Origin of the sequence: Parvimonas sp. C2 (assembly GCF_035282405.1) — a bacterium.
Taxonomy (GTDB): Bacteria; Bacillota; Clostridia; order Tissierellales; family Peptoniphilaceae; genus Parvimonas.
Genome location: NZ_JAYKBP010000005.1, coordinates 1 through 17,334, shown reverse-complemented (window position 1 = coordinate 17,334; position 17,334 = coordinate 1). Strand labels below are relative to the sequence as shown.

Annotated in this window: 17 protein-coding genes; 5 read left to right on the top strand and 12 right to left on the bottom strand. The window is 29.7% G+C overall.

Annotated elements, in window-relative coordinates; all coding sequences use genetic code 11:
- From VJI95_RS07105 to VJI95_RS07075, 7 genes are all read right to left on the bottom strand, one after another.
- Positions 1-900 carry a class C sortase gene (locus tag VJI95_RS07105; protein ID WP_324010860.1) on the bottom strand — a complete coding sequence of 300 codons (900 nt, stop codon included), beginning with the start codon at positions 898-900 and terminating at the stop codon, positions 1-3.
- A 148-nt stretch (positions 901-1,048) separates the two neighbouring features.
- Entirely contained in the window at positions 1,049-2,596 is a 1,548-nt protein-coding gene (locus tag VJI95_RS07100) for an ABC-F family ATP-binding cassette domain-containing protein (RefSeq protein WP_324010858.1), read from the bottom strand.
- Positions 2,597-2,741: 145 nt separating this feature from the next.
- Entirely contained in the window at positions 2,742-4,283 is a 1,542-nt protein-coding gene (locus VJI95_RS07095) for a C69 family dipeptidase (RefSeq protein ID WP_281703840.1), read from the bottom strand.
- 146 nt (positions 4,284-4,429) lie between these two features.
- Complete coding sequence (locus VJI95_RS07090; RefSeq protein ID WP_324010856.1) at positions 4,430-5,218, bottom strand: peptidoglycan amidohydrolase family protein; 789 nt, start codon at positions 5,216-5,218, stop codon at positions 4,430-4,432.
- 8 nt (positions 5,219-5,226) lie between these two features.
- Positions 5,227-5,361, bottom strand: a complete 135-nt coding sequence (locus VJI95_RS07085) for a YvrJ family protein (protein WP_324000237.1) — start codon at positions 5,359-5,361, stop codon at positions 5,227-5,229.
- A gap of 47 nt (positions 5,362-5,408) precedes the next feature.
- Complete coding sequence (locus tag VJI95_RS07080) at positions 5,409-5,624, bottom strand: DUF2922 family protein (protein WP_324000238.1); 216 nt, start codon at positions 5,622-5,624, stop codon at positions 5,409-5,411.
- Positions 5,625-5,634: 10 nt separating this feature from the next.
- The gene (locus tag VJI95_RS07075; protein WP_324000239.1) at positions 5,635-5,820 is read right to left on the bottom strand and encodes a hypothetical protein; all 186 of its coding nucleotides are present in this window, start codon (positions 5,818-5,820) and stop codon (positions 5,635-5,637) included.
- 155 nt (positions 5,821-5,975) lie between these two features.
- On the opposite strand from VJI95_RS07075, the gene VJI95_RS07070 reads away from it, so the two are divergent.
- Both VJI95_RS07070 and VJI95_RS07065 read left to right on the top strand, forming a co-directional pair.
- A complete protein-coding gene (locus VJI95_RS07070) occupies positions 5,976-6,662 on the top strand; it encodes a lysoplasmalogenase family protein (protein WP_324010854.1) in 687 nt (228 codons plus the stop codon).
- A 402-nt stretch (positions 6,663-7,064) separates the two neighbouring features.
- A complete protein-coding gene (locus VJI95_RS07065; RefSeq protein WP_324010852.1) occupies positions 7,065-8,225 on the top strand; it encodes a CD0519/CD1768 family membrane protein in 1,161 nt (386 codons plus the stop codon).
- 60 nt (positions 8,226-8,285) lie between these two features.
- On the opposite strand, the gene VJI95_RS07060 is transcribed toward VJI95_RS07065, so the two are convergent.
- The 4 genes from VJI95_RS07060 to rpiB form a co-directional block, all read right to left on the bottom strand.
- Positions 8,286-10,382 (bottom strand): serum opacification factor, encoded by a 2,097-nt coding sequence (locus tag VJI95_RS07060; RefSeq protein WP_324010850.1) that lies wholly within the window; start codon positions 10,380-10,382, stop codon positions 8,286-8,288.
- A 223-nt stretch (positions 10,383-10,605) separates the two neighbouring features.
- Positions 10,606-11,031, bottom strand: a complete 426-nt coding sequence (locus VJI95_RS07055) for a hypothetical protein (protein WP_324000244.1) — start codon at positions 11,029-11,031, stop codon at positions 10,606-10,608.
- 9 nt (positions 11,032-11,040) lie between these two features.
- Positions 11,041-12,000, bottom strand: coding sequence for an NAD(P)H-dependent glycerol-3-phosphate dehydrogenase (locus VJI95_RS07050; protein ID WP_269754167.1), 960 nt, complete (start codon positions 11,998-12,000; stop codon positions 11,041-11,043).
- 8 nt (positions 12,001-12,008) lie between these two features.
- Complete coding sequence (gene rpiB, locus VJI95_RS07045) at positions 12,009-12,440, bottom strand: ribose 5-phosphate isomerase B (RefSeq protein ID WP_324010848.1); 432 nt, start codon at positions 12,438-12,440, stop codon at positions 12,009-12,011.
- A gap of 217 nt (positions 12,441-12,657) precedes the next feature.
- Here rpiB and VJI95_RS07040 point away from each other — a divergent pair, with 217 nt between their 5' ends.
- From VJI95_RS07040 to rsmG, 3 genes are all read left to right on the top strand, one after another.
- Positions 12,658-13,212, top strand: a complete 555-nt coding sequence (locus VJI95_RS07040; protein WP_324010846.1) for a sigma-70 family RNA polymerase sigma factor — start codon at positions 12,658-12,660, stop codon at positions 13,210-13,212.
- A gap of 535 nt (positions 13,213-13,747) precedes the next feature.
- Entirely contained in the window at positions 13,748-15,634 is a 1,887-nt protein-coding gene (gene mnmG / locus VJI95_RS07035) for a tRNA uridine-5-carboxymethylaminomethyl(34) synthesis enzyme MnmG (RefSeq protein ID WP_324010844.1), read from the top strand.
- Positions 15,627-16,340, top strand: a complete 714-nt coding sequence (gene rsmG, locus VJI95_RS07030; protein WP_324010842.1) for a 16S rRNA (guanine(527)-N(7))-methyltransferase RsmG — start codon at positions 15,627-15,629, stop codon at positions 16,338-16,340. The genes mnmG and rsmG overlap by 8 nt, the downstream gene beginning before the upstream one ends.
- Positions 16,341-16,614: 274 nt before the next feature.
- Here the strand turns inward: rsmG and VJI95_RS07025 are convergent.
- Positions 16,615-17,334, bottom strand: a 720-nt coding sequence (locus VJI95_RS07025; RefSeq protein WP_324010841.1) for a VaFE repeat-containing surface-anchored protein, incomplete at its 5' end; no start/stop codon positions are given.

Below are 17,334 nucleotides of genomic sequence, written 5' to 3'. Positions count from 1 at the left end.
CTATTTAATATTATCTACATCTATTTTTTCTAGTTTTTTACTAAATTTTTTTCTCTTTCTAATATAATACAAAGTAGAAATAATTAAAATTACAAGTAAAAATAAAATAAAGTAGAATAAATACATATACCAAATATTCTTTTTGCCTTCTAACAACTCCTTATCAACAAGGTCTTTGTCATATTCAACTCTATGACCTCTGACTAATAATCTATGAGTATTAATCATATAAGGTGTACAAGTCAAAAGGGTTGCGTAGTCTTTCCCTTCAGAAATAAGTAAATCATCAAAAGTTGATGGCTCAACAACTTTGATTTGATCAATCTGATAAGCCAAAGTTTCTGCAAAATTATGAATATAAAACTTATCTCCAATTTGAAGTTTTGAAAGATTTGAAAATAAAGTTGCTGTTGGAAGTCCGCTATGTGCAGTTATAACAGTATGAGTATTAATTCCTCCAATAGGAAGAGATGTACCCTCCAAATGACCAGCACCCTTTTGAAGAACTTCTTCATCAGTTCCCGCATAAATTGGCACATCAACATCTATAGCGGGAATCTGAACATGTCCAATATACTCGCGAAGCTCTATCATCCTCGCATATTCTACCTTGCCCTCTTTCTTTTTTTCATCTGAATAAGGATCCTTAGTAACTTCATTATGCAAAGTACTATTATATGCCTTTGCCAATTCCATTTTTCTTTTAACTTCTTCTTTTGACAATTTTTCTTTTTCACTATCAAAAGTAGAGATAACATTTTTTGATTCTACTCTATAATACCATCTTGTGATTATAGGGTACATAAGTATTCCAAATCCAAGTAAAAAAACTAAAATAAAAGGCCAATTACTTTTCTTTTTGGTCTTTCTTTTAGAATTATTTATATCTATATCACTCATAAAAACTCCTTAAAATATTCATTATTTAATATCAGTTAAATTAAAATTTATTAAATAATTTAAAAACACTTAACTATGATTATATTATTTTTCACAAAAAAATACAAGAGATAAATACAAACAAAAAACCGCCATTGCTGACGGCATTCTATAATAGTGAAAAATCTTCCATATTCCAAATTTCTGTCGCTATATCCGTGTAGAAGTCTTTTTCATGAGAGATTAAAAATATTCCACCTTTATATTCCTTTAAGGCTCTTTTTAATTCTTCCTTTGACTCTGGATCAAGATGGTTTGTAGGTTCATCAAGCATTAGAATATTTGTCTTTTCATTTAAAATCTTACAAAGTCTAACCTTTGCCTGTTCTCCACCACTTAAAACCTTCATCTGTGATTCGATATGTACAGTTGTAAGAGAACATTTTGCAAGGGCTGCACGTATTTTAAATTGTTCCCAACTTGGAAATCTCTCCCACATCTCATCAATTGGAGTGTTGTTATTATCGTAATGTTCCTCTTGTTTAAAATAACCTATTGCTAAGTTTTGACCGAAAGAAACGGAGCCTGAAATGGCTTTAATATTTCCAAGAATTGTATTTATAAGAGTAGTCTTACCAAGTCCGTTCGCTCCTACGATAGCAATTCTATCTCCTCTTTCCATACGAAGATTTAAAGGCTTACTTATAGGCTTGTCATAACCTATTACCAAATCTTCTGTTTCAAAAATTAATCTACTTGTAGAAGGAGCTGTTTCAAAATAGAATTCTGGCTTTGGTTTTTCTCTTACAAGCTCAATTTTTTCCATTTTGTCAAGTTTTTTCTGTCTTGACATCGCCATATTTCTTGTAGCAACTCTCGCCTTATTACGTTGCACAAAGTCTTCAAGTTCTTGAATTTCCTGTTGTTGTTTTTTATAAGCCGCTTCAATTTGTCTTTGTTTCAACTCTTTCAGTCTTAAAAACTCGTCATAATCTCCAACATATCTATTTACTTCACAATTTTCAACATGGTAAATCAAATTTATTACCGAATTTAAAAATGAAATATCATGAGAAATTAAAATAAATGCATTTTCATAATTTTGTAAATATCTTCTAAGCCAATTTATATGCTCCTCATCCAAATAGTTAGTAGGCTCGTCAAGAAGCAAAATATCAGGCTTTTCTAAAAGCAATTTTGCAAGTAAAATCTTTGAACGTTGTCCTCCTGAAAGGTCAAAAGCGGGTCTATCAAGCCAATCTTTAATTCCCATATTATGTGCAATTTCATCAATCTTTGAATCAATCATATAAAAGTCATTCGTTTCAAGTAATTCTTGAAGCTCCGCTGCATCCATCATTATATCATCAAGTTCTTGACTTGATAACTCGCCCATCTTCATATAAATATCATTTAATTCACTTTCAACTTCAAAAAGATATGAAAAGGCTGATTTTAAAACATCACGAACAGTCATATCCGCACCAATTACAGAATGTTGGTCAAGATAGCCAATTCTTACTCTCTTTGCCCATTCGATACTTCCTTCTTCAGCTTCAAGTTTTCCCGTAACCAAATTTAAAAAGGTACTCTTACCCTCACCATTCGGTCCAACAAGTCCTATATGTTCACCTTTTAAAAGTCTAAAATTTACATCTTTAAGTATTTGACGACCACCAAAACTGTGGCTCAAATTTTTTACAGTTAAAATACTCATTGTTTCTCCTTTGTATGTTCTAGCTCTACATATTTTACCATATTTTTCAATTTAAGTAAAAATTTAAACAACTGATTAAAAGGATGTATCTCAACATAAAAAAAGCCGTCATTTCTGACGGCAATTTAATATTTTTTAAAGTCTTTTAAGCATCTGATCTTGAAAATCCGTTTTTCATTTCACAACTTGCTGTGAAAAGAGTTTTATCAAGTAAATCATTTGTTTGGTCTTTTACAAAATCTGTTATCTCATCATTTGCTTTTTCTAAAAATTCGTGAACATTCTTTATCTTTGATTTATTTTTCAAAAATTCTTTATCATATTTATTCAAGAATGTACGACATTTTGATTGAACTGCATTTTGATATCTTTCAACATGAGAAGCAGTTGATGGAAAATGCGCATCGCAAAGTGCTCCAATAATACGATTTATCCAATAGAAATTATCTGTTGAAGGAGTAAGAGTTGTATTTTCCAAATATTCAGGTGTTTTTGTAATATTTGCATAATATGGAACTATTGCATTAAATACATTTGAACCGAAGGATAGCCACTCAATACTTCTAATTTCTTCAGGCATATAAGGTCTTATTTGAACCAAAGCCAAAACATCATTACGATTTATCCCTATAGGTCTAAATTTACCCTTTTGTGATAAATCTCCATTCTTTAGATATGGGTCATAAGGAGTTCCTTGATAGTGATTAGACATAATATACTTAACATCTTCTATTGTAATCTTCTTTTCAGGAATCATGCACCAAGGAAGATTATCACTATGTGGCTTAAACTCAGCATCTTCGCCATCCCAATCAAAAGTATTTGGATTGAAATATCTTAGCATTACCCAAGCACGAGGTGTGTTGTAAGTATGATCCGCATCGGAATGACTTCCAAAAGCAACTCTCGGATTGAAAGGTTCTTTATAGTCTTCATCTTCATCATAGTCAAAACCTTCTTCAAAATCATCAAGAAGTTTTTCAAGAGACATATCAGTAGATAGGTCAAGGAAATTTTCTTCAACAAATTCTTTTAAATCTGATGAACACATAAATTCTTCTTTTGCTCCATAAGCATCTTCAAAATCAAAATGATCAAGTCCGAATTGATTTGGCATTACAACATAAACCTCGTCAGGAACTCTTCTTGCTATCCAGTGATGACCGCCGATTGTTTCAAACCACCAAATAGAATCAACATCTTGAAAAGCAATTCCGTTACTTTCATAAGTTCCATATTTTTCTATTAATGCACCAAGTCTTTCAACACCTTCTTTAGCACTATTTATATAAGGAAGAGTAATTACAACAAAATCTTCTTCACCTATTCCACCTTTTTTTATAATGCCCGGTTCAAATTCTACTAAAGGATCTGCTCCCAAAACTCTTTCGTTTGTAGTAATAGTCTCTGTTGCAGTCATTGAAACATTTTTTTCATTAACACCACAAGCTCCCCAAACTCCACGCCATTTTTTTACATTTGGAAGACAAGTATAACGCATAGGATTTTTAGGCAATTCAATTTCACAATCTGTACGAACAGATTTATAATGAATTGGTTGATCCTTAGGCTCAACAACGATAAATTTTTTTGATTTAAACATTCCCGCTGAAGAATCTTCAATACGAGCAACCAAAGTTGAGCCGTCATAACTTGCTTTTTTACCTATAAGAATTGTAGTACACATAACAAACCTCTCTTTCTAAATAATAATTATTATTAACTACAATTATATTATAACTCAAATTAACAAAAAAGTAAAAATATTTTTTGCTATTTCACAAAAAAACAATTAACGATAACTAATCATTAATTGTTTTTTATAATATAAAACTATTTACTTTTTAATAATCTGTTGACTTCCTTTTGAACTTCATCATAATTATAACCTGCATTTTCTAGTCTTGCACGTCTTAATTCGCCATTGCCCCAGTTTCCCTGTATAACTTCTTTGGCAACATCTCTTATTGCCTTTTCATTTATAAAAGCTCTATAGTCAACCCAACCTTTTAGCTCCTTTACATAATAGTAACTTCCCCATTTTCGAGTTAGAGTTACTTCTTCGCCTTGATGATTTTGAGTCGTTCCAATCATACTTTTATCTTCACAAAACCAAGGCAAGCTATCGATTGAATAGAAGCCTTTAATCTTGCTCTTTATATCCAAAAGCTCCATATATTCTCCTTCATCTTGAAATTCTTTTAATCTATAGGCAAAATAATGAGGTCTGCCTGCATAAACCCAAAGTTTATCATGATTATCCACAGAAATTCCATTTGCAGAATAATTACAATGAATAATTCTGTTTTTGTCAATAAAAATTCCAGTATGCCCATAACTTGAACTATTATTTTCCTTTTTTCCCCAGATAAAAATATCACCTCTTTTAGCATTCCAAGGAATATTATCCGTTATCTTTTCAAATCCATTCTCTGTAAGCCAGTAATGTTCATGTTTGGTATCAATAGTCCAACCATTACTTTTTGCACCCGCAGACCTAAGTGCATAATATACAGAAGATGAACAATCATAACTGGAAGATCCATTCCTATTTTGCATAGAATATGAAACTTTGCCTTTTCTGTGTTCAAACCACTTTATAGCCTTTTCAATATCTATCATAAAAACTCCTATTTAAGTTTAACAACCAATTCATTTATAGCCTTTGTAAGTTCGTCAATCTTCTTTTCAAACCTAAGTAATAAAAATACAGAAAGAGCAACAGGAAAGCCTACATTTGAAATACTTGAAATTATATTTTCCATTTTTTCCTCCTATCTTTAGCAAAAAAAGACCCAAAGGTCTTTTTCTACTAGATTACTGTTATTTCTTCATAGCTTGTTGAAATAATATTAGCCTTTTTAATTCCTGTAACTTTTAAATTATCTTTAGCCAAAACTGACTTATAATCAAAAGTTTTTATAACATCAGACGCTTCATCGGCTGATATATTTTTAATATTTGAAATTGTAAATGCCATATTTTTCCCATTTTCTAATATTAGAGTCATACTCAATGTCTTTTTCATACTTTACCTCCTATTCTAAAGCTGTTTCTACGACTTTAATTATTTCTTTTCTTGTACCATCAATAAATTTTTCAACGAATTCTCCTAATTTCTTTAAATTTTCATCAGAAGATTCACTTTGAATATTCTTAACAGTTACACTTCTCTTTTTAGAATTAGCAAGGTTAAAACTAACCTTTAAATACTTTTTAGCCATATCTTTTCTCCTTTTTATTTATTTTGTAAGCCTTACACTTATATAATAAAAATTTTTAAAAAAAAGGGGGGATAAGGTTTATCTGTTATTCCTTTAACTTGTATGATATACTATTTTATGATAAAATATTTGATACTAAAAGATTAGGAGGCAGTATGAACAACGGATTACTCGGAATTTTTTCGTACATAATTTTATTTATTTATACAGTATTTACCATTAGTAATTTATATATGATATTACAAAAAAAGAATACAGAAAGAAATTTTTTCAATATATTTTTGATGCCGTTATTGGCATTATTTTATCTATTAAGATTTAAAAATCATGATATTTTAATATATCTTGCTATATTTTTCTTTTGGATTGGAGATATTTTATTCACTAGAAGAAACAAAAAAAATATAATTTTGGGCTTACCACTATTTATTATCGGTATAGCTTTTTATATAATCAAACTTGCAACATTTATAAAAATACCGAATTTAAATTATTTACTAACCATATTAATAATGGTACTGTACTTTGGACTTGTATTTTTTGAAATCATAATATCCTATGAATATGCAAGTGAATACTTCAAAAAAGATATAATTTTTCTGTTCACCTTTGCATTTTTAAACGCAACACTTTGCATTATGGCGATTTTAACAGCTATTTCAACTTATAAAATTGGAGTATGGTATTTGATTTTTGGAAGTAATTTATTCCTAATTTCAAACTCACTATTTTTATTCGCTGCAGTTATTAAAAATAACAGATTTTTTAATATCTGTACAACATTGACTTACACAATTGCGACATACCTTTTAATAACAGGTTTTGGATTAATTTTAATATAAACGACTGAATTCAGTCGTTTTTTTGTTGGAGATTTATGAGATTTCTCCATTTCGCTACCACTACAATCGAGATGATGTGTATGGCTAAATATTTAACATCATAACACTTCAAAAAAATCTTCTCTTACACATCATCACGAGCGTAGTGAAACGAAGTTAATCTAGCCATAACTTTGTTTATTTGCAAACAAAAGTAAGTCTGATGAGGTCATTGTATCTTTTGATACAATTGCTCTAGAAATCTCCTAAAACTATTTTAATATTAATTCTTCCCCTATATATCAATAAAAATATCAAAAAACATTTAGTTAAAAAATTTTCAAAAAACTGTTTTTTCCATTGTTTTTTTATACCTTTTATGTTAAAATAATCTCAGCATTTATTTATCGGAGGTATATTGAATTGGAAGAAAAGAATATTGGAAAATTCAAAAAAGATATTGGACTGGAAAACTTCCTATGTCTTGGTTTATTTCTAACATTTTTTATTTTGATTGGTAGAAAAATGGGTGGAATAAATATGGTTAAAACCATGATGAATACAGGTTTTGATCTGCTTATGAATGTTTGTTTTTATTTAATGGCAATTGCTGTATTGGCAGGAGCTGTTTCGGGCTTATTTTCAGAATTTGGAGTAATAGCTCTTGTAAATAAACTTCTGTCAAAAATTATGAAACCTATTTATGACTTACCAGGAGCATCTTCCCTAGGTATGTTAAATTGCTATCTTTCAGACAATCCGGCTATTTTAACATTAGCACATGATGATAATTTTAGACGTTATTATAAAAAATATCAAATGCCGGCTCTTACAAACCTCGGAACAGCTTTTGGTATGGGACTTATCACTACCACAACAATGATGGGAATGAATGTTAAAGGTGCAGTTACAAGTGCCTTAATAGGTAATTTAGGAGCAGTTATAGGTAGTATTGTTTCAGTTAGACTTATGATACATGCTACTAAAAAAATGTACGGAACTACCGAATACGTTGAAGTACACTCAAAAGAAAAAATTCCTGAAAACTCAAGAATAGTTAGAGAAGGAAGTGTAGGTTCAAGATTTATCCAATCTATACTTGACGGAGGAAAAGTTGGAGTTGATATGGGAGTTTCAATCATCCCAGGAGTTGTAATTATCTGTACTTTGGTTATTATGCTTACAAAAGGACCTGGAGCAGATGGAATCTATACTGGAGCAGCTAATGAAGGCGTCGCTGTTCTTCCATGGATTGGAGAAAAATTATCCTTCATACTTACCCCACTTTTCGGTTTCAGTTCTCCTGAAGCAATAGCAGTTCCAATAACTGCATTAGGCTCAACAGGTGCAGCAATCGGAACAGTTGCAAAAATGGCACAAGTTGGCAAAGTTACAGGAAATGACATCGCAGTATTTACTGCAATTTGTATGTGCTGGAGTGGATATATCTCAACTCACATCGCAATGATGGATGCACTTGGAACAAAAGAAGCCACAGGAAAAGCATTAATCAGCCATACAATAGGCGGAATCGTTGCAGGAATATCAGCACATATTTTATATATGCTATTCAATATGTTTTAAATAAACAACAAAGGAGCGAATTTTCGCTCCTTTTTATGTTTACATTTTATTTAATTAATCTTATTTAGCTTTTTTTCTTTTAGAAATATACATTCCTAAAATTCCTACTGCTAATAATAATGTGGAAGATCCTGCAATTGCAGTTTTTGGCAATTTAGTTCTTTTTTTCTTATTAGTTTTGCCATTTTTCTTATTATCACCCTTGTTCTTAGGATTTTTTGCACTATCTTTTTGCTTTTTATTATCTTCCTTCTTGTTTCTTTTTTTGTTATTTTCTTTTTTGTTATTATTTTTTTTATTGTCTTGTTTCTTATTATCTTCTTTCTTGTTGTTTTCCTTTTTGTTATCTTCTGGTTTAGTATCTTCAGTAGTTGTTAAATCTGTTCCCTTAGGATAACTGCCATTTGTTCCGTTTGCTGAATTTTCATCTGTATCAACTACATTTGATTCAACGACAACATCTTGAAGTTTTAAGAATAATTTTCCTGCTTTTTCACTACTTTGTCTGCCATCATTTATTTTGTATTTTGCAGTAGATTCTGCTAATGTTATTTCATCATTACCGATATCTTTTTTAGGTTTTAGCTTGTAAACTAATTTTAAAGTTTTACCTTGTTCAAAAGCTTTTTTAACCTCTTCTGCATTTAAAGTCCAGCTAACTTTTGGATCACTTGAGAAGAAAAATCCCTTACTACCTTTGTTAAATTCAGCCTTACCGTCTTTTTCAACAATTTCAGCTTCATAATCTTTATTAATTTTATCTTCAATTAAGATTTCTTTTAAGATATCTTTAAATTTATCGCCTAATTTGCTGTCATCAGTGTTTAAAAAGCTTCTATTTTCAGACATATCTTTTAAATATTTTTCTAATTCATCTTTTTTCTTATTATTTTTATCAGTAACATTTACAGAATAAAAACTTATATTTTTTCCTTTAGCAATTTTTGCTTCACCTTGTGCTGATAAATTATGATTATAGTAGATATAGTCTCTTTGATAGAAAATTGTATCTAATGCAGTTTCAATTGCCTTTATAGTTACATTATCAAGTAATTTTCTAGCACTTCCAGCATCTTTTTTTGTTATTGCTTTTTTAATATTATCCATAATCAACTTTTTAAATGGCATTTCATTGCTTACGACTTTTTTTCTATGATAACTGTGATTATGGTATCCCTCTCCAATAGTTTTTGAGTAATCAAACTTTGAAGAATCAAAATCATTACTTGCATATTCTTTTAATTTTATATAGTCAAATACAGAATCCAATCCAAAAAGCTTTAATATATCAGTTAATCCAAGTTTATCTTTTATATTATCAAAATTATGAATTCCAAGCTTGTTTAAAGTATTTAAAAATGTTTTAAAGTCTTCAATCATATTAGCTTTTTTAGTTTTTTGTTCAAGATAAAAAGGCCATGGAAGATATGGACTTTCACTTACTACACTGTCTCCTTTGATTGTTGTAGTTTTAGCTTTTTCCTTATCTTTTATGTCATAACTAAAAGTAGCTTCTCCTTGAGACACAAGTACAATATGTTGACGCTTCCCATTCTTTTTCTCTTTATCAAAAATATTTTCAGCTTTATAAATAGCAGCTTGCATACTTACACCATAGTTAGTGTTTTTCTTAGCTTCATCAAATGCTTTTTCTACCATTTGCTCAACATTTGAAGGTTTTAATTCAACTGCATCTTTAACTTGACGATAAAAACTGATTAATCTAACTGAATTAAGATTTTTATGTGCATCATCTTCTAAAAGAGTCTTAACTATTTTTTTGATTTTTTCTTTTGCAAGTTTCTTAGACTCTTCAGTCATCTTTTTAGATGTATCCAAAAGGATGATAACATCTGAACCATTATGAATTTGCTTTGGTGTTATTGTTGTTGTAACAGTTATTGACTTATCCTCTCCAACAACAGCTGATTTCATAATATCAAACAATTCTGTCTGATCAACATCTCTTTTCTTTACGTTTTTGTCCTTATCAGAGATTGTTTTGTCAGTTCCTTCTTTTCTTACCACAAGTTCCTTTTTTTCTTCAACAGTTTTATTTTTTGACGAATTTCCTTCTTCTGCAAAAGCTTGTTTAGGTAAAAAATTAATTACAAAACTGAATAACAAAATAAAGACTAATAATTTTGACTTTTTCATAAATTGTAACTCTACTCCTTAAAAAATTTTTTATATAAAAAATGAGCTTAAAAACAATTAAAATTTTATTTAGTAACAAATAATTAATTATAAATAAAAGCTCAAACCTTATATACTTTCCGTAGTATAATAATGTATTTTCACATTAATTTCAAGCGGTACCCGTCATATATACCCTTAATACATATAAAAAATCACAAAAAAATGTGTTTTTTGTGATTTTTTATATTAATTTATTCTTTTTAGCAATTTTTTTGATTTTATCCAAGTCGCTGTTTTCGTATTCTTGCCTTAAATCTCTAAAGATTTTGAAATTTACCATTATGGTTTTTTCTTTTTTTTCAATAGAAAAGCTTCTTATTCTATCCCATCTATAGAGTTTCCCAACTAATTGCCATGGATGAATAATACCTCTTTCACTTATCCCAGCACTTATAATGCTTGTAAAGAAAGCTAGCCACCAAGATAAAACAATTATATATCCCACTAAGTCATTTTTTACTTTATATCCTGCAAATAGCATAAGAGCTAATGCGATTATAAGAGTCATTAATGTAAATTTTGTAAACTTTACTTTTATGATACAAGTTAGTCTCCGATAAATGTTAAAGAGACATAAAAGTAAAGGAATTAATATTAACGGTAACATAGTTTCTCCTTAAAATTCCATTTTTATACTTCTTTTAAAAAGATTGTCCAAAACTTCTTTTGGATCTCTTTTATCATATATTATTTCATAAACTGCATTTGTTATAGGCAATTCAACATCATATTTTTCGGATAAGTCCATTAATGCCTTTGTTGTATAATAGCCCTCTGCAAGTTTTTCAAATTTTTCTCCCTTTACAAATTTTTCTCCAAATTTCCTATTATTGCTAAATTCAGAAAAGACTGTAGCTTCATAATCACCAAGATGGCAAAGCCCGTATGCACAACTTTTATCTCCACCCATTTTTTCTATAAGTCTTGCAATTTCTCTTGTTCCTCTTGACATCAAAGCTCCTTTTAGTGAGCTTAAATTGAATCCGTCAAGCATTCCTGCAGCAATACCTATTACATTTTTTGAAGCCGCTCCAATTTCATTTCCTAAAAGATTGGTTCCATAGTAAAATCTGATTAAATTACTTGAAAAAGAATCAACTAATTTTTTTACCAATTCCCTATCGTCAGAATCTATAACCATACAATTCGGAATTCCATTTGTAAAGTCTTGAACGTGACCAGGTCCTATCCAAGCACCACAAGAGTAATTTTCTCCTAGAATATCTTTTACGATTTTTGTAGGAGTAAAGCCCGTCTTAATTTCAATTCCCTTCATACAGAGAATAATTGGAATATTTTTCTCTTTAAAAAGAGCTTTATTTTCATTTAACAATTCTCTTAAGCCCTGTGTTCCAACTGAGATGATAATTAAATCTTTATCAAAAACATCATTAATATTTGTTGTTAAAGAAATTGACTTTGGAAGTTCAAGAAAATTATTTTTTCTATTCTCTAAAAAGTTTTTCATCTTTTCTGAAGTTTCTCTTCCATATAAAGTAACTTCTTTTCCTATTTTATCTAAATACCAAGCTATGAAACTTCCCCATCTTCCACAGCCTATAACAGCAATTTTCATAAAATCTCCTATTTTTCTTCTAACATATCTATTCTATTTTGATGACGACCGCCTTCAAAGTCCTCTTCAATAAAAGTTTTTACAATATCTTTTGCAAGTTCAATTCCTATAACTCTTGCACCCAAGCAAAGAACATTTGCATTATTATGCTTTCTTGTCATTTTTGCTGAAAAACTTTCACTGCAAAGACCTGCACGAATTCCCTTAACCTTATTACAAGCTATTGAAATTCCGATACCTGTTCCACAGATTGCAATTCCTAAAGAATTTTTATTTTCTAAAACTTTTTTACAAACAGCTTGTCCAAAAAGTGGATAATCCACGCTTTTAGTTTCATCTGTTCCTACATTTATAACTTCATGCCCCAATTCTTCTAAAAATTTTACTAATTCATTTTTCATTTCAACTGCTGAATGATCATTACCAATTATTATCTTCATACAACTCTCCTTAATTGCTATTTAATATAACTAATAATAATATATTTCTTAAGTATAGTCAAGCAGTAACTTATAAAGCTACTATTTAGTAAGTAATATAAATTTTAGTAACTTTATAATTGACCTTAGGTTAAAAAAGTGATATAATAATACCAAGAATTAGCAAACTTAACCCAACAACTTAAAATACCGTCATGTCTTAAAATCAGGAGGAAAGATGTACGATAGAGAGAAGATTATAGAAGATTTTAGCCCTTTGATAAAAGCGAGTATAAAAAAGTATTTTGCAAATTACATAAGTTATGAAGATGCATATCAAGACGGAGTTGTAAAAATTTTAGAGCTTTTGGATAGCTATAAAGGTGGTGGAAAAGTTTCGCTTGAATGTTATTTAAAATATCAATTAAAATTTTTTTATATGCAAAAATTTTTTAAAAGAAAAAAAGAAAATGAAAAAACATATACGAAAATATATCAGACAAAGGATGACGAAACAATTGAAGTTTTGGAGCTTATTGTTGATGAAAATGCAGATACACAAAGAGAGATTGAAACAAATGAAATGAATAAAAAGGTAAGAGAAATTGTATCTACTCTCCCCCAAAAGCAAAGAATGGTTATAGAATATAAATTTTATGAAAATCTAAAAAATAGAGAAATAGCAGAGAAAATGAAAATAAAGGAAGATACAGTTAAGGAGTATTACAAAATAGCAAAGAAAAAACTTAAAGTTAAGTTTATAGCAAATGAAATAGATGTTAGGGAGTTGTAGTGTTTAGATACCAACAGAATGTATCGTAGATACATAATAAGTTTAGATTTCTTTCAGAAATACTATTGCTTGTAAACAAGCAATAGTTGAGATCTTTCGACTACACTACGTTTCGCTCAAGATGACGTGTTTGGGGGCTTTACTCTTCTTGGTGCTATGACGTGAAAAATTTTAATTTTATATAAAATTTTTAAATATTCTTTAAATTCTATTTGCTTTTAACGTCTAGCTATAAAACGAAGTATTCTCTTTACACGTCATCTCGACTGTAACGAAGCGAAGCTGAGTGGAACGGAGAGATCTCATTACAATTATTTGTTACAAATAATTGTAAGTCCTGCTAAGGACTTGTATAAAAAACAATATATAACTGTACTAGATATTTCCTAAATCAATTTTGCAATTATATTTCTATCCCCTATTATTTCAAAAAGGACTCTTTGAGTTCTTTTTTTGTATATTTTTATGAAATTTTTACAATTTTATGGTAAAATATAATATGTATATTTATGTAGATTTTTAACAAGGAGAAAAAATGACAAATTTTATAGATGAAAAATATGATGTTGTTGTAATTGGCGCAGGTCATGCAGGTTGTGAAGCAGGTCTTGCAAGTGCAAGGCTTGGACTTAAAACAGCTATTCTTACAATAAGCATGGATTCAGTAGCAGATATGCCCTGCAATCCAAATATTGGTGGTACGGGAAAAGGCCATTTAGTTCGTGAAGTTGACGCTCTTGGCGGAGAAATGGCAATAAATATAGACAAAACTTTTATTCAATCCAGAATGTTAAACACTTCAAAAGGTCCTGCTGTTCACAGTTTACGTGTTCAAGCAGATAAAAAGATGTATCATACTGAAATGAAAAAAGTTTTGGAAAATGAAAAAAATATAGATTTAATTCAAGCAGAAGTTAAGGAAATTCTAACTGAAAACAATGTAATAACAGGAGTTTTAACGACTTCCAATGAAATCTTTCCTGCGAAAGCAGTTATTGTTTGTACGGGAACTTATCTTAAATCTATGATTTTAATGGGAGAAAATTGTTATGAAAGTGGTCCTAACAACTGGAAATGCTCTACTTTTTTAAGTGAAAGTTTGAGAAATTTAGGTATTCCACTTAGACGTTTCAAAACTGGAACTCCTGCAAGAGTTCATAGAGACTCAATTGACTATTCAAAAATGGAAATTCAAAAGGGAGATGAAAATATTATTCCATTTTCTTTTATGAATGAGGGAAAAGATATAGGGAATCATAAGGAAGATTGTTTTTTGACTTATACAACTTTGGAAACTAAACAAATTATTGAAAAAAATCTTCATAGAAGTCCTATGTATGCGGGAATTGTAAATGGTGTAGGTCCAAGATATTGTCCTTCTATTGAAGATAAAATTGTACGTTTTAATGAAAAAGACGAACATCAAGTTTTTATTGAGCCTGAGGGTTTAGATACTTCTGAAATGTATGTTCAAGGTGTCAGCAGTACTCTTCCCCTTGAAGTTCAAAAACAGATGTATAAAAGTATTTTAGGACTTGAAAATGTTAAAATTATGCGTCCTGCTTATGGAATTGAATATGATTGTATTGATCCAACTATTTTAAGAGCAACATTAGAACATAAGGATATTAAAAATCTTTTCTTTGCAGGTCAAATTAATGGAAGCTCCGGTTATGAAGAAGCTGCAAGTCAAGGTATTATCGCAGGGATAAATTCAGCAATGAATATTTTAGGAAAAGAACCTTTTGTTTTAACTAGAAGTGATGCCTACATCGGCGTTTTAATCGACGATTTGATTACAAAAGGAACTGACGAGCCTTATAGAATGATGACTTCAAGAACTGAATACAGACTCTCTTTAAGACAGGATAATGCGGATTTAAGACTTACAGAAATGAGTTATAATATAGGTTTAGCGACTAAAGAACGTTATGAAAAATGCCTAAATAAAAAGACTTTAATAGAAAACGAAATTGAAAGATTAAAGTCATCTATCTTAACACCAAAAGAAAATACAAATAAAGCCTTAGAAGATTTGGGAAGTATGAAACTTAAAACTGCAGTAAGCCTTTATGATTTAATAAAAAGACCTGAGCTTGACTATGAAATAATCAAGGATTTAGACACAACTCGTGAACCTTTGGATAGAGAGATAAAAATGCAAGTTCAAACAATGATTAAATATGAGGGTTATATAGAAAAACAAAGTCAACAAATTGAGGCATTTAAAAAATTAGAAAATAAAAAACTTGAAAATATCGACTATAATTCCCTATCTGGTCTTAGAATTGAAGCTGTTCAAAAACTTTCAAAATTCAGACCTGAAACGGTGGGACAAGCTAGTAGAATTTCAGGAGTAAGCCCCGCAGATATAAATGTTTTGCTTATTCATCTTGAAACTCAAAGGAGAAAAAATGGATAATTTAAAAAGTTTAACTCAAAAAGAAAATATTATTTTAAATGATATAGCTTTAGAAAAGTTTGAAATTTACAGAAAACTAATTCTGGAATGGAATGAAAAAATAAATTTAACAGCCATTACAGATGAAGAAGCTATGAATACAAAACATTTTTTAGATTGTCTATTGCTTACAAAAACAGATCTTTTTGATAATGATAAATCTGTTTTAGATGTGGGAACAGGTGCGGGTTTCCCTGCTATTCCACTTAAACTATATAATGAAAATTTAAAAGTAACAATGCTCGACAGTTTAAATAAGAGAATAAGATTTTTAAATATCGTAATTGACGATTTGAATTTAAAAAATATAAAAGCTATTCATGGACGTGCAGAAGAAGTCGGAAGAAAAGAAGGTTTTAGAGAAAGTTTTGATATAGTGAGTTCAAGAGCAGTCGCTTCCCTATCTTTACTTTTGGAATTTACAATTCCATTTTTAAAAGTAAACGGACTTTTTCTTGCAATGAAAGGGCCTTCATATCTTGAAGAAGTTGAAACCTCAAAAAATGCTTTTAAAAAACTAAACTGCAAATTGGAGAATGTTTTGAATTTTAAAATTGAGCAAAGTGGAGAAATTTCAGAAAGAAATATTTTGATTATTAAAAAGATAGGAAAAACTCCGGATAATTTTCCAAGAAATATGGGACAAATAAAGAAAAAAGCATTATAAAAGACAAAAAGAAGGTTGAAATGCCTTCTTTTTTTGTATTTAGGAAATTTTTATAGAAAATTAGATTTAGGAAATCTCTATTATAACTACCCAACAAACCTACTTTTGTTTGTTTAAAGTAAACAAAGTTAGGGCTAGATCCACTGCACTCAGCTTCACTTGGTTTTTGTCGAGATGACGTGTTGAGAACATTTCTCTTTAAAGGGCTATGACGTGAAATGTTTCTATTCAAATACAAAAAAAATGAAGGTCATTTGACCTTCATTTTTTATATTTATCCTTCTATCTTTTTACGTTTAGAATCAATTAGGTAAAGTATAACTCCTGATGCTAATAGCATTTTTACAAAATATAAGTTTGAAGATATATTTGTCTTAGGCAATTTATGTTTTCTCAACGATATTGTTTGAGCAGGATCGTTTATATCTCTATGAGAACCTATTTCTACACCTTTTTCATAAAGTGTTTCAAAGGCTACAAGTTTTCCACCTTTCAAATCTTTTGCCTCAACATTTACACTTAACTCTATTTTTCCACTGCTCTTTTCAGCAACAAAAGTTTTTTCTACAGTTAATGGCTTCCCATTTACTAAGAATGGCTTTCCTGTTTCTTTATCCATCCATACTAGTTTAACTGTATATTCCTTACCAACAACTAAATTACTGTAGTAAACATAGTCTGTTAAAGTCAATGTTTTTTCTAAATCTGCCTCTTTCTTTCCATTAACTTTTGCTTCTGTCTTTAGTTCTGGTTTTGGTTGTTTAACCTTTACTGTTTGATCCGCATCATTAATATCCTTATGTGATGCTACTAAAGTATTATCCTTATACACTTCTTCAAAAGCTACTAGTGTTGTATCTTTTTCAAAATGTTTAGCATCCACAGTTGTACTTAATTCTACTTCTCCATTTTCTTGCTCTGCTACGAATTCTTTTTCTACTGTTACTTCTTTTCCGTCAACCATGAATGGCTTATTTGTTTCCTTATCCATCCA

Excerpts from the sequence above, each read along its gene's own strand:
- VJI95_RS07080 (WP_324000238.1), bottom strand. The coding sequence starts at position 5,624 with ATGAAAAAGACATTGAGTATGACTCTAATATTAGAAAATGGGAAAAAT.
- mnmG (WP_324010844.1), top strand. The coding sequence starts at position 13,748 with ATGACAAATTTTATAGATGAAAAATATGATGTTGTTGTAATTGGCGCA.
- VJI95_RS07055 (WP_324000244.1), bottom strand. The coding sequence starts at position 11,031 with ATGTTACCGTTAATATTAATTCCTTTACTTTTATGTCTCTTTAACATT.
- VJI95_RS07105 (WP_324010860.1), bottom strand. The coding sequence starts at position 900 with ATGAGTGATATAGATATAAATAATTCTAAAAGAAAGACCAAAAAGAAA.
- rsmG (WP_324010842.1), top strand. The coding sequence starts at position 15,627 with ATGGATAATTTAAAAAGTTTAACTCAAAAAGAAAATATTATTTTAAAT.
- rpiB (WP_324010848.1), bottom strand. The coding sequence starts at position 12,440 with ATGAAGATAATAATTGGTAATGATCATTCAGCAGTTGAAATGAAAAAT.
- VJI95_RS07100 (WP_324010858.1), bottom strand. The coding sequence starts at position 2,596 with ATGAGTATTTTAACTGTAAAAAATTTGAGCCACAGTTTTGGTGGTCGT.
- VJI95_RS07095 (WP_281703840.1), bottom strand. The coding sequence starts at position 4,283 with ATGTGTACTACAATTCTTATAGGTAAAAAAGCAAGTTATGACGGCTCA.
- VJI95_RS07040 (WP_324010846.1), top strand. The coding sequence starts at position 12,658 with ATGTACGATAGAGAGAAGATTATAGAAGATTTTAGCCCTTTGATAAAA.
- VJI95_RS07060 (WP_324010850.1), bottom strand. The coding sequence starts at position 10,382 with ATGAAAAAGTCAAAATTATTAGTCTTTATTTTGTTATTCAGTTTTGTA.
- VJI95_RS07085 (WP_324000237.1), bottom strand. The coding sequence starts at position 5,361 with ATGGAAAATATAATTTCAAGTATTTCAAATGTAGGCTTTCCTGTTGCT.
- VJI95_RS07075 (WP_324000239.1), bottom strand. The coding sequence starts at position 5,820 with ATGGCTAAAAAGTATTTAAAGGTTAGTTTTAACCTTGCTAATTCTAAA.
- VJI95_RS07070 (WP_324010854.1), top strand. The coding sequence starts at position 5,976 with ATGAACAACGGATTACTCGGAATTTTTTCGTACATAATTTTATTTATT.
- VJI95_RS07050 (WP_269754167.1), bottom strand. The coding sequence starts at position 12,000 with ATGAAAATTGCTGTTATAGGCTGTGGAAGATGGGGAAGTTTCATAGCT.
- VJI95_RS07090 (WP_324010856.1), bottom strand. The coding sequence starts at position 5,218 with ATGATAGATATTGAAAAGGCTATAAAGTGGTTTGAACACAGAAAAGGC.